At 59.8% G+C, this 12545-nt stretch carries 8 protein-coding genes and 1 pseudogene; 4 read left to right on the forward strand and 5 right to left on the reverse strand.

The window, feature by feature from the left end:
• Positions 1-133 precede the first annotated feature (133 nt).
• The 5 genes and pseudogenes from CWO91_RS23960 to CWO91_RS23985 all read right to left on the reverse strand — a co-directional run bounded on the left by CWO91_RS23960 (position 134) and on the right by CWO91_RS23985 (position 8361).
• Positions 134-415 carry a hypothetical protein gene (locus CWO91_RS23960; protein ID WP_130216841.1) on the reverse strand — a complete coding sequence of 94 codons (282 nt, stop codon included), beginning with the start codon at positions 413-415 and terminating at the stop codon, positions 134-136.
• A gap of 1595 nt (positions 416-2010) precedes the next feature.
• Positions 2011-2217 carry a hypothetical protein gene (locus CWO91_RS23965; RefSeq protein ID WP_130216843.1) on the reverse strand — a complete coding sequence of 69 codons (207 nt, stop codon included), beginning with the start codon at positions 2215-2217 and terminating at the stop codon, positions 2011-2013.
• Between the two features lie 800 nt (positions 2218-3017).
• The gene (locus CWO91_RS23970; protein ID WP_130216845.1) at positions 3018-3209 is read right to left on the reverse strand and encodes a hypothetical protein; all 192 of its coding nucleotides are present in this window, start codon (positions 3207-3209) and stop codon (positions 3018-3020) included.
• A 3306-nt stretch (positions 3210-6515) separates the two neighbouring features.
• Positions 6516-6730 (reverse strand): annotated as a pseudogene (locus CWO91_RS44425) (hypothetical protein).
• Between the two features lie 1424 nt (positions 6731-8154).
• Positions 8155-8361, reverse strand: coding sequence for a hypothetical protein (locus CWO91_RS23985; protein WP_130216847.1), 207 nt, complete (start codon positions 8359-8361; stop codon positions 8155-8157).
• Between the two features lie 464 nt (positions 8362-8825).
• On the opposite strand from CWO91_RS23985, the gene CWO91_RS23990 reads away from it, so the two are divergent.
• The 4 genes from CWO91_RS23990 to CWO91_RS24005 all read left to right on the forward strand — a co-directional run bounded on the left by CWO91_RS23990 (position 8826) and on the right by CWO91_RS24005 (position 12535).
• Positions 8826-10859 carry a VTT domain-containing protein gene (locus tag CWO91_RS23990; RefSeq protein WP_130216849.1) on the forward strand — a complete coding sequence of 678 codons (2034 nt, stop codon included), beginning with the start codon at positions 8826-8828 and terminating at the stop codon, positions 10857-10859.
• A complete protein-coding gene (locus CWO91_RS23995) occupies positions 10859-11533 on the forward strand; it encodes an endonuclease/exonuclease/phosphatase family protein (RefSeq protein ID WP_130216851.1) in 675 nt (224 codons plus the stop codon). Before CWO91_RS23990 ends, CWO91_RS23995 begins: the two co-directional genes overlap by 1 nt.
• A gap of 246 nt (positions 11534-11779) precedes the next feature.
• A complete protein-coding gene (locus tag CWO91_RS24000; RefSeq protein WP_091895525.1) occupies positions 11780-11971 on the forward strand; it encodes a hypothetical protein in 192 nt (63 codons plus the stop codon).
• A gap of 246 nt (positions 11972-12217) precedes the next feature.
• A complete protein-coding gene (locus CWO91_RS24005) occupies positions 12218-12535 on the forward strand; it encodes a DUF1476 domain-containing protein (RefSeq protein ID WP_165405665.1) in 318 nt (105 codons plus the stop codon).
• The last annotated feature ends 10 nt before the right edge of the window (positions 12536-12545 follow it).

The following is a 12545-nucleotide window of genomic DNA, read 5'->3' on the forward strand; positions in this document are numbered from 1 at the left end:
AGGGACGTTCGGCGGTGAACTTCATGAACCAGTCTTAGCGCGATTCTGGCTTCGAAGATGCTCATCATCTGTTCGCGGCCGCCCCTGCGCATGGCGCCCCCTGCGGGCCTTCATCGGGGAAATCTACGCAGCGCTAACGGGCGTTCGACATCGCAAATTGCGGAGGTCGGCCGCTGGCAAAATCGGGCCTGACCTCAGCTCCGCGGCTGCCGCATTCGCTGCAGACGAAACGCGGCTCGATATCAGACAAGCGAACATCGTCAAGCCAGCGATCGGCGTTCAGAGCCACGTGATGGCCGCAATGGCAGTAGACCAGGACACCGCGCAAGCCCATCTCGCGCACCTGGCCGAAGGTGATCTTGAGCGGCCGGCCGTCGGCGTGCGTAGGAGTGTGACGTTTGGTCGGGCGAGGCATTCCGCAATCAAAGCGGCATCGTAAGTACCTCGCAAATTATCAATCCCTTGGGCCGCGGAACGCGTGCGAGCCACTGCGGCTCGTGGGTGTGGAAGAGGCGATTGCAGAGCGCTCGGAGCCAGCAGCGGCTGGCGCTCACGCCATACGGCTGAGGCGTGAACGACAAGGGCGCAGGGCTATGGTTTCGGGCTCGCTCAGTCTGGGATTTAGGCTCGGACAACCAGCGTTGGGGCGGATGGCTTGCTCGCTAATCTAGAGCGGCCGTTCTTTGCGTCATAACTTCGTCAGCCACGTGCCGACACGTCGTTAGGACAAATGCAGCTCTGCTGCATTGCCATTCACTACCGAGGGCAGCACTTGAGACGGGCTCGTGAGCGGCCACTCCTACCAGAGTGGCCGCGCCGATCAGCAAATTTGCGATTACGAGCTTGCGTGCTTTGCGAGTCCATGTCGGGCTGATCATAGAGGTAGTTCCCCTTCTGGGACATGCGCTGGAAGAGCGCAAGGCTGGACCTCGTTTGTTTCAGGCCGACTTCGCGGCCACGGTAAAATGGTTTCATGGCAGTCACGGAACGGACCACGAAACTCTGATTTGTCCATGCTGAGGATCGATTCGGAGGCATCTCGGTTAGGCGAGCATGGGCATCCAGGCGATGACGCGGGCGGTATTGGTCGGCCTTCCTGGCCTACTTGTCGCTGCTTGCGTGAGCTCTGATCAGGCCACTTCAGGTTCGACAGTTCGATCAGGGGCACCATGGGCGCGAGACCTCAATGAACCGCCCCCAAGTCGACAGCCGGCTGAGGCAGCAATCTCAGGCATAAAAGCGGACCTGAATGCTGCGCGCGAGAGAGCTTCGCGTTAGATCTGGGCTTCGGCTCGCGCTCACAGGGGGCCACCGGTTCACGCTGGCGGGCCCAGAGAGTGACTCGACCAAGCTGCAAGCTGTGTGGAAAGAGTATCTAAACGGCCCCAGCGACGGACGCCGGGGCCGTTTTAATCAATCGGCACGCGGAACGACTTTCCCCATTCCGAGTCGAATCCAAGCTCCCGATCCCCAAGTCAAAAGCCCCCCGTCGGGAGCAAACCTTGCCCAAGGTTGGCGACCTCGGACCCCAAACCGAGGTCGCTTGTGCGGATACGAATAGAAGAAGGCCCCCCGAAGGCGACCGTCTATTGCCAGCTTCGCGCAGGGCTTCGAGTCCCGCGCTCTATTTGCAATCGGTCACAATATGGGCTGGCGCGCGTCCATGCCCCTCAGGCATTCCCGCACTTCGCCAGTGACGCGATTTACGCGCCAGACCAGCGCCGGCCCGCTTGCCATCTGGTATGGGGCTACAAACTGAGCCGCCACGATGCACGCGCCGATCACCGCTGCGCCGGCCAATATGGATTGCGGAATTGTCATAGCGCCCCTGGTGTTCGCCCCCGAGTAGTCGCTCCAGATTGAAGCGCAGCACAGCGACGCGAGCAAGCCGGCGCCTGTCAGCCCAAATCCGCTTCCCAGCTGCTTCCCACGCCAGAATTTTGGGAAGCAATGGCATCATAAGCCGCTGCATTCTCTAAACAAAATCTTTGCTTGACCGATCTCTGGCTATCACATGGCGGTCGTCGCCGGTGTCGTCTTCTTCGCGGTGCGCGCCAACTCAACGCCCCTCAACGGCGCGAGCGTTGGCTTCGGCGGACGCATCTTCGGATCCTTATGGTTGAAGTGCCCGCGGGTTGGCATCGGGATCATATATCGCTTGCAGAGGTGGCGTAGGGCGGTCTCGGTGATCCCGAGATCGGGGCCGGCGCGGATCATCGTCTTGCTCCAAACGAGGTCGCGGAGCTTTGCGCGGCTTATCTTGACTTGCGTGCCGCGAATGCTGACATCAATGCCGCGGGTCCTCGGCGGCCGTTTGATCCCGTGCTTCCGCTCGAATGCCTTGGTCGCCCGGTTTTCCATCCTTGATCGGTAGCGCGCCGGGCGCTCGGGGTAGGGATATGGAAACGGCGCGCACGCCTTCTTCAGCTTGTAATACCGCCGGACCCAGGATTCCCTTCGGCCTCGAGGCGCCCCATCACCGCGAGCAATTGCTTCCGGTTTCGGCCCAAGCTGCGCGGCCGCGCTCTAGCGACCTCTCTGGCGCTCATTCGGTCCAAATTGCGAGTGAGAATGTAGCCGGCGACCCAACGGGCTTCGTGATCGTGGCCGGCGCCGTCGAGGACCGTCGTGTGGATGAACAGAGCGTGCGCGTAGAGAAACTGTTCGACGTACCGTCGAGCTCTCCTGGCGGTGTCGGCCGAGATCAGCTCATCGGGTGGTGTTTCCAATGCTTCCGCGATGATGGCCCATTCGATGAGATGAAAACGCTAACGCGTAGCGGCCGAATTCAGCGTCCGCCTTGGCCAGCCACGTCTTCAGACCTGAGGGGACATCGGGACGGGCCATCTCGCGCAACTTGAATGCCTTAATGGCCCACAGTTCTTCCGCGGCTCGCTGGTCGAAGCGGTAGGTCGCCTCGTCGAGGCCAGCAAGTGAGCGACCACGAAAACGTCGATCCGGAAAAGGCAGACACGCTTAACTAACGGCAGGATGTCCCAAGCTTCTGCGAGGCAACGCTATCCACTCAAGGCCGCACGGCCCTGCGCGGTAATGCGGTATTCGGTATTGCCCGATGCTTGGGGGATTGCCTCTACCAGGCCAGACTCCACCAGGCGCGCGACGAGTTCGTGATCGAACAGCGGAGTGCCGATCCACGTTTCGGAAGACAGTTGTTTTAAGAACGCGCGCTCGATCTCGGTCAGGTCCACAGCTGCCTCTCCAAGGACAACTCGACGGGCATTGGTGCCGTTCCGCTTCAGGAGGAGACGAACCCATCAGGTGGGACCGAAAGCGCTTACAAGCCCGATGACTATGGGGACGAGCCCGACGACGATCCATAGGACAGGTGAGCTGGACGACAGGCCGGCAGCAATAATCCCGACGCCAAAGAGGACGATGAAAGTCGAAATTGCATAAGCGACCGCTCTGTCCATGGACGAACCGCGGGTTTCGTCGCCATTCGACGCCGGGCCACGCTAAACGTTCCTGTGCAAGCGCCCTCCAGGGACAACAGCGGTGCCCGCCGGTTCGCACTGGCAGCCCTTCGCGAGCGTGGGATTAACTTAGGATATAATTTCCTCTATAAAATATTTTTATGTCGGTCATTTAAAGCAGGAGGGTTGTTTGCGACCGCAGGCACTCCTTCGTGCTGCGCCTAGCCGACGCACCGGCGGCTGCACCCAGAGCCATTACCGCCGCAAACGCGAGTGCATATCAACCGTTTCTTGGGAAGCTTAGGCTTGACCATCGGATAGCGCGAGTTCCCAATTAAATCCCTAGTTCAAGATGAGTCGGGGTTGCCGTGGGTATTTACTTGCTCTCACTCGCGGCGTGCGTTGTCGGGGTCCTTCTGTTCATGGCATTCCATCGATAGGGCCGACAGCGGACGCAACAGTTACCTTGAATCCTCAGCCCAAAGCCGAAATTAATAATCTCGGCCGGTTGTTTTTGACTGTGCACAATTGCGCGCGTTCAATTCCAAAGATTGGAGGCGAACGTGTATTTAAATTGGGTCCTCGTTATTCTCATCGGCGTCAGCGTAGCGATCCTGATTGCCCACACGATCGACGCGATGCGTTCCTGAGGTTGCGCTTGCGATTGGATCTATGACGCATCTTCGAGTTGTGCGGGCAAGCGGATTCTGATTTATACGCCCTGCGCAGCCCGCGCGCCGAAGTCTTCCAAGCGGAAGTACATGTCGGGGTCCAAACGGTCCAACGGCACGGCAGCCAGCCGCGGTGGATAAATCCCGACCTTGGGCGGGAACGCCCTGCCGTATGGCTTCCGGTGCAACCTTCAAGGACTGGTGCACCGCCGCGCTCGAGCCGATCATTCAGCTCGATATGGGCCTATCATCCTGGCCGCCAAACTTGGCAAAAACCGTAGAGCTCTGCCTTCGTAGCGGGCGCAGCATTCCGCAACCGGTCGGCGAGGAGGCTAGAAGGTGGGCAAGATTATTTTTTCAGAATAAGCCCCATTGCGCGTGCCATTCGCCTCACGGATCCGGTGTGCCGACCGAGCGCCGCCGCTATCTCCGACACGACACGACGACGCGCTAGCCAGGCGAGTCGCTTCCGCTCAGCCTCAGTCCATTCCTTGGGCTTCGACGATCTCATTTCGAAATGATCGAATGAGCTCGATGCGAGCGATATTGGGAAATTTACGGGTGGCGGAGAGCGACTAAAGCGAGCCGAACCGCCCCGGGGGGATGGCTGTCTTAACGCGCCTCAAACGCGCCAACCTAGTGCAACACTCGTGCGGCCTCGGCGAGCCGGACCTTCTCTCGTAGATCCTCAAGTTCCTGAAGCATTTTCACGAGATCGGGCGAGACGTATGCCCGCTTCAAAATTCGGGTCCTTTGTCCCATCGCTACGCGCCTCCATAGCTCGCTAACGGCGAGCCACATCAAGGCGCAAACAGGCAAATTTTCCCCTGCAGGCGGAATTGCATTTTTAACAAATCAGCTGAGCATGCCCGTGGGCCTGATAACCCGGACCGAGATATAGCCGCACTATGCTTAGTCAGCATGCATCCCGATTGGGTTGGGATAACGTCAGCTGAGCGTGGTACCGCATTGGCGCGGTGACATTCACCTCGTGTCAGACTGCGCACGAAGGCGGATCCTTTGCAGACCGAACTTTCAACAGCCTACACCCAGGCTGCAACGGTATCGCGGCGACAGGTTCGTGAGGGGATCTGATCGCGCGCTTTCCAAATTGGCACGGCTGGCGAAGAAGGCGGACGTCTTGACACGGTCGAACTCCATTCGCTGGCTCGGGTAGCTAGCTTCAGGAGGCGGAGCAGGGGTATTGTATCGAAGCCGAGCGAGCCGACTTCCTGATATCGTTCGTGGCTCTAGTCGAGCGCCTTGTCGCCGCTCAGTACGATCGGGAGTGCAAGGCGGGCCGTTCATTACGCGCCGGCGCCGATCTCATAGGAACCCACCCGGCAGCGGCTGGCGGCTTATGCCCGCCGGCTAAGGTGATGAACAAAGGGGCCCGCCAGCTTGGCGGGCTTCTCTATTGCGGCTCTCTCAGGCGACCAGTTTAATGGTCTCGATCAGTGGGAGGATCGCGAATGCAAAAAATGATTACGGTCGTCGCAATGACCGCCGCTCTCGCGCTAGCGGGTTGTGGAAGAGAGCCTGGACCAAAGGGCGATCCGGGACCGCAAGGCCCGGCCGGTCCGCAAGGCGCTCAAGGTATTCAGGGCGTACCCGGTCCACAGGGGCCAGCCGGCGCGCAAGGGCCACAGGGACCGCAGGGGCCAAAAGGCGATAAGGGTGATAAGGGCGATCCGGCGTCCGTCAACATCCGCGCCGTGCAAGCGGATGGCGCCGTCAATTGCGATAACAGCGAAACACTGGTTTCCGTATTCTGTCCTGGTGGAGGAGCCGCAGACGGCGCGAAATGTGGATCCTCGCCGACAGTCGGTCTCTGCATGAAGAGGTGAAGCCAAATGGCCCGCCGGTTCACGGTGGCGGGCCCTTCACCAAGAGGTCTCACCGGACGGGGTGGTCCGTGCAAAAGGGCCGAGTTTGATAACAAAGGACGATCTCATCTTCTGCTGCGGCGGAGAAGGTGTCCAGTACACTTCAATGAATCCGCTATCGAGCAAAAACTTGTAAGTGCGTGCGATAAACTGAGAAGAGCCTGCGCCATTGGACCTGTTTCGCGCGGCGTGCCGCATGGGCCTAGAGGGTCTGGTAGCCATCGTGCTTCACTTCGTGGATCCAGTCGAGATAAGCACTGGCCGCGGAGTTTACGAATCCTGCTCCAATGAGGCCTGTTCCTACCCGGAGCAATACTGGCAATGTTCGGAAGCGAACAGAACGGCGCTTCGAGCTGTGAGTAAGCTCGCAGTCGCTTGAACTTCCCCAAAGTCCAAGCACCCCAAATGGCCCCGGCCACCCACCCCTAGAAGCCCACTGGCCGGGGCCGTCTTTTGCCCGCTATCGATATCCCATTGCCCGTGTCGGCCGCCGGTTCACGCTGGCGGGCCTTCGCTTGGGAAATTTACGGCGATGCAAACTGCGATGGCTTGCCGCTCTCGAAATCCGGCCTGACCTCAGCTCCGCGGCTGCCGCATTCGCCGCAGACGAAACGCGGCTCGATATCAGACAAGCGAACATCGTCAGGCCAGCGATCGGATTCAGAGCCACGTGATGGCCGCAATGGCAGTAGACCAGGACACCGCGCAAGCCCATCTCGCGCATCTGGCCGAAGGTGATCTTGAGCGGTCGGCCGTCGGCGTGCGTAGGAGTGTGGCGGTGTGCAGGGCGAGGCGTGCCGCGATCAAAGCGGCATTGTAAGTACCTCGCAAATTATCAATCCCTTGGGGCGCATCCGTCGCGCGAGCTACTGCGCGTCGTGGGTAGGAAAAGCTCCGAGGGGCGGCGGTTCTATATGGAGGGGCCAACGGATCCGCAGGGCTCACGGGTTATGAGCACGTGCCCGTGCCGCCAATTTTTGAGCACGTGCCCGTTCCAACATTCATGGTGCTTTTGAGCGAAGCCAATCGAGGCCATGATAATTAAGGCCACGACGACACACACGGCTACGAGGTTATGCGTCATTGTGCCACTCCACGGTAAACTGTGACTGGCTACTCGGGCATCATACTGAGCGGTGGCGGCCGATCAAAAACACAAAATCCGCCGCGTGAAGGGCTCACGGGTGGTGGATCAGATCGGCGCCGTGTCCTGGGGAGCAGGGGGCATCTGGCGGTGCCCGGTACCGAGGGCCTCGCATTCCATGCCTGGGAGCGCGTCCTTGCGGGGCTCTGTGATCCAGACGCACCCGCAGAATGGCAGAGCTCGACGGCCTCAACAATGCACCGCTGCGGCGACTGGGCTACGGCTTGCCCTGTCGCATCGTTGCGGCCGCCACGACCCGCGGCCGTTTTGAACGAAGGCAGGAGGTCGCAAGCCACGCTCACGGGCGGAAAACTACGGTTGAGAAATTGCTAAGGCGACCGTTGCAAACACCGTAGCTATTCTTCCAAGGCGCAGAAAAAATCGAGTTGAATCAACGTGGTTGACCAGACACCCCTTCCGCCACAATTCAACATAATCAATTACTTAGATGCGATTTCGGATGGGGTGTGCGTCCAATTCAGTACACAATGCGGCTTCGTTGCCGCGGTCAGCTGAGCTATTGAGGGCGCAATCGCCGACTAGCTGAAGTGACTGTTGACCTATCGAGGGGGCCGCGATGCTCGTGATCGGTGGCAACTCCAAGCGAGGGGGCTCGGCGTGCCTTAGCTGCGTTCCGCGGACGATTGATCATCCCAGAGTAGTTCACCGCACCGGCATTTGTACACCCGGATGAAGCGGGCTGTCTTCATGTCCCATAGCTTCTCCGCGAGACTGAGTGGTTCGCCGCATTTGGGGCAGCGGAATAGGGTGGGGCTCGGGGGCGTGGCTGGAAGCATAGGCACGTCTCTTCTTTCAGAAGACGCGAAAGCCCAGCGAGCGTTCCTGGGATAGGGGTTGCCTCCGCTTACCGCAGTCCGCTGCGCGTATTCCCGCGGAGTTCAGCCACGGTTGTGGTGTCAGCGGCCCCCACTCACTCGCTCCGGCTTGTATCGCGTTGTCTACATAGGCGCCTTTGCACCAACGTCGCGGTCGACCGGGCTGCTTGATCCGCAAAGACATCAGTCAATCGACCTCTCCAGCTTCTGGGCTGCCCGGAAGTCGTCCAGATGCTGCAGGTTCGGGCCGTAGGCGGCCTCCTTGGTGAGCAGGTGGTAGATCCGGGCCACCACCAATTGGAGATGCTTCATTCGTCCGCGGGGCATCGCCCGGGCCTTGCAAAGGGCTCGGACCGCGTGCGCTCGGAAATAGTCAAAAGCGTCGGACATCGGAGATTCAACGTCTCGTCCAGAGATTGGTTCTTACCCCTCCTTTCCAGGAACACCAGTCAATCAAGCTGTCGGTAGAGTCAGACCGCTCGACGGTCAGGACAAACGAGAGCGCATCCGGAACGCTATCGAATTTGAAAAATTAGCCCGGCAGGAAGCTTCACGGCGGGCACGCATGTTCTTCTTTTTCTCGAACCGGCTGGGGTGTCTCGGCTCGCTGCTGATCTCCGGCTTGGTCACCGTGGCGCTGCTCTTTCTGTTCGGGATACTCCGGTTCTGAATCCCAGGCGCGTGGTGCCCCGCAGATCACCTGCGTCTTTGTAACCCTGTGTCCAGAGGACGTGGAACCCCCTAAGCATTCAGGACGTTGAGCCGCGAATGCGATTTGCGAGGTCCATCTGCTTCAGAGTTCATCGACCCTGATCCCCGGAGACACCGTCTGGAGGCGGTGCGAAGCGCGGCGCGTGACGGTTCTGAACGATGCCGCCGCGTTTTTCGCGGCCCTGCGGGAAGCGCTGCTGGAGGCGCAAGAACAGGTCTACATCATCGGATGGGACATCCATAGCGAAACCAGGCTGGTCGGAGCTTCCGGACGAGCGGATGATGGCTTGCCGGAACAACTTGGCCCATTGCTACGCGCGCTCGTTCAACGCCGCCCGACCTTGCGGATCGACATCCTTGTCTGGGACTTTGTCTCCTTTTATGCCTCCGAAAGAGAATGGAATTCCGCGGCAAAATTTACTGCCGAAACATCTGGCCGCGTCCGGTTTTGTCTCGATTGCACACTTCCGTTTGGTTCGGCCCAACACCAGAAGATGGTCTGTATCGACGGTTCACTGGCGTTCGTTGGCGGGCTCGATCTGACAATCAGGCGCTGGGACACCAGTGATCATCGTGCCGATCATCCGTTGCGCTGCGACCCTGAGGGCAAGCCATACCCACCCTTTCATGATGTTCAATGCATGGTCGATGGGGATGCAGCAGCGTGGCTGTTCGACCTCGCGGAGGAACGCTGGCGTGCTTCAGGTCAACAGACCCATCATCGGCGCCGGCTAGGGAACATGCGGTGGCCGGCCAATGTGCCGGTGGAGGCCGAGCACTTGCCGGTTGGTATCGCCAGGACCGAGGTGGTCTGTCCTGCAGGTTCGACCATCAAGGAAGTCGAGCGCTCATTGACTGCAGCGATCCGGTCGGCGACCAGCTTCGTTTACATCGAAAATCAGTTTACCAGCGCGACCAAGATTGCGCGTGAATTGGCGCAGCAGATGCTTCGCGTGCCTTCGCTTCGGGTTCTGGTCGTCACTCCCAAACTGCATTCATCGTGGTTGGAATCCCAAGCCATGCAAAATGGCCGTGGTGCCTTCATCGACTGCTTCAGTGAGGCTGGAGTCGCAGATCGCATCCGCTTCGTCTACCCGATCTCACGCAGCGGGGATACCGAAGCTGCCGTGATGGTGCACAGCAAGCTCATGATCGTCGATAACAGGATCTTGAGGGTCGGCTCGGCTAACCTGAACAATCGCTCGATGGGCGCCGATAGCGAATGTGACCTGATCTTTGAAGCGGCATCCGACCAGCATCGGAATTTCATCGCTTCGGTCCGCCGTCGCCTGATCGCACATTTCGGCGGTCTCGACGAACTGACCATAACGCAAAACGAGGATCGTCTTTTTGCGCTCCTGGACGACGTGTCGAGAGCTGATGGGGCGAAGACGCTGCGGGAAGTGGGGTCCTCGGTCCTGACCAGTGCGCTGGCCACAATGGTTCAGCCGGTGGCAGACCCGGAGCGGCCGCTTCATCTGGAGCGGGCGGCATCTCGCATGTGGAGCACGAAGACACTAGTGGGGATCGCGTCGATAACGGTGGCGCTTCTTGGATTGACGATGGCTTGGTCGTACACGCCGTTGAGCGATTTTGCCGACGCGCCTCATATTTCGGCGTTACTGTCTGCCTACTCGCAGTCCATCTGGGGGCCACTGTTCGCTATCGCAGCTTTCGTCGTTGGCGGGCTGGTCGTGTTTCCGGTTCTCGTGCTCATTGCAGCGACTGCTGCCGCACTTGGGTCCTGGCTGGGCTTCATCACCGCAATGGCGGGCGTCTTGCTCAGCGCCTTCATCCTTTTTGCGATCGGACGGGTACTCGGCCGACAACGTCTCCAGCAGTTGCTCGGCCGACGTGCAGCGCGCATCCAAGAACGTGTTGTGGGCAAGGGGATTCTAGCCGTCGTCGTCATCCGGATGATTCCCATAGCACCGTTCTCTGTGGTGAATGTTGTGGCTGGTGCGAGCACGCTGCCTCTACGTGACTTCATGGTTGGAACTCTGCTGGGCATGATGCCCGGTATTCTCGCCATGGCAGTTCTGGGGGCTCAGATCGCAGACCTGGCCAGGAATGCGTCCTGGAGCAACATATTGCTGTTGGCTCTGGCGTTCTTGGGCTGGCTGGGGATCTGCGCAGGCGCACAATTCGTCGCGACCTGGCTCGCCGGGAGGCGCTGATGGCGGCGATGCGATTCATGACATGGAATGTGCATGGCACGTTCAATCTCAATCCGAAGTTCGATTTGGAGGGTGTTTGCTCGATCGTTCGCAAGTGGGCCCCTGATGTCGTCGCGCTTCAGGAGGTGGATTCGCGATCGCGCTTAGACGATCCATTTGCGAAGTTGGCGAGTGTTGTCGGCGATCACGGGGTTCACGCTAAGTCGATTGTCGCCGAGGATGGCGACTATGGTCAGATGCTCCTAAGCCGCTTTCCGTTCTCTGGCGTGCCCGAGATCCTCGATGTGTCGTTTCGAGAGCGGGAGCCACGCAGGGCGATTGCCACGGGACTGCTGACACCGGTCGGCGATGTGCGCGTGGTGGCCACTCATCTCGGCTTGAGTATCCACGAGCGCTATGCGCAAGCTCAGGCCCTGGTAAGCTTGGTGCGACCTGGAAGGACCGTCGTCCTCGGTGATTTCAATGACTGGTTTTGGGTGAAATCGGTGCGGCGCGTGCTCGCGCAGGTCTGCCCCAACCGTACGCGCTTGCGGACTTTCCCGGCGCGTTTGCCCGTTCTACGCCTTGATAGGATCTATGCGACGCCCGATAGCCGGTTTGGGAGAGTTTGGACCGACGGAGAGGCAACGGCCTATTCAGACCATTTGCCCGTGATTGCGGAAATCGAGATCTAGGATTGTCTGCCGATAGGAGACGATCTTCGTGGCGGCCCATCAACCTCTTTGACGATTTTCCGAAGATGGCAAAATGTCACTGTTTTGCCCGACGGGTCAACCGGCTTTTGCGCGAATGCAAAAGGCGTTGTGCCATCGAGACTTAGCTACTGTGCATGGGGTTGTTTTCGCAAAACTTTGGTGGTCAGCACCCACGCTTCAGTTCGACGATGCGGAACTTTTTCCTCGCCGCCACGTTGTGTCGCCATGACTGAAGACCTTTCCTTCCGACGCAAACCCCTGACCCCCGAGCAGCGCCAGGCGCGCGATGCGGCGCGCCGGATCGAGGCCGAAAAGGCCATGCGTGATCATGAAGAGGCGCAGAAGGCGTTTTACGCCAACAAGGAGCGGCTGAAAGCTGAACGCCTCGCGCGTGAAGCGGCCGCGGCGAAGGGCTGACCAAGCGCGGTCGGCGCCAACAATCTCTTAGACCGATTTTCGACCGACGCCGGCGGCTCATGCCGGTTGGCGTTCCCGTCGCGCTCAAGACCAGCTTGAGCCTCCCGGGCGCCCACCCATCGGCGGGCTTGACGGCGTTTGCGTTTCGGGAGGAAGCTTCGAATGATCCTCAACTGACGTGAACGACGGAGACGTTCGCTCCCAGCCAGTCCGACCCCTTCAGCGAAAGCGAGAATGGAGCTGACCATGACCACGTTCGACAAGCGCGAGCAGGGCTTTGAAGCAAAGTTCGTCCACGACGAGGAGCTGATGTTCAAGGCCACGGCCCGGTCGAACAAGCTGCTCGGGCTCTGGGCCGCCAGCCAGCTCGGCCTCAGCGCCGACGAGGCGGCAAGCTACGCAACGGCGCTGGTGACGGACAATCTGGAGAGGCAGACGATCGACGACGTCGTGAGCAAGGTGTCGGGCGATCTCGCCGCCAAGGGGGTGGCGCGCGAGCAGGTCGCGCAGAAGCTTCTGGAGTACTTGCGCCAGGTGATGCAGCAGCTCGAAGCCGACAAATAAGAAGGCCGAT

The sequence above is a fragment of the Bradyrhizobium genosp. SA-3 genome (assembly GCF_004212635.1).
GTDB lineage: Bacteria > Pseudomonadota > Alphaproteobacteria > Rhizobiales > Xanthobacteraceae > Bradyrhizobium.

What these genes read in the sequence shown, in the direction of transcription:
- CWO91_RS23995 (WP_130216851.1), top strand. Translation starts at nt 10,859, where the DNA reads ATGGCGGCGATGCGATTCATGACATGGAATGTGCATGGCACGTTCAAT.
- CWO91_RS24000 (WP_091895525.1), top strand. Translation starts at nt 11,780, where the DNA reads ATGACTGAAGACCTTTCCTTCCGACGCAAACCCCTGACCCCCGAGCAG.
- CWO91_RS23960 (WP_130216841.1), bottom strand. Translation starts at nt 415, where the DNA reads ATGCCTCGCCCGACCAAACGTCACACTCCTACGCACGCCGACGGCCGG.
- CWO91_RS24005 (WP_165405665.1), top strand. Translation starts at nt 12,218, where the DNA reads ATGACCACGTTCGACAAGCGCGAGCAGGGCTTTGAAGCAAAGTTCGTC.
- CWO91_RS23965 (WP_130216843.1), bottom strand. Translation starts at nt 2,217, where the DNA reads ATGATCCGCGCCGGCCCCGATCTCGGGATCACCGAGACCGCCCTACGC.
- CWO91_RS23985 (WP_130216847.1), bottom strand. Translation starts at nt 8,361, where the DNA reads ATGTCCGACGCTTTTGACTATTTCCGAGCGCACGCGGTCCGAGCCCTT.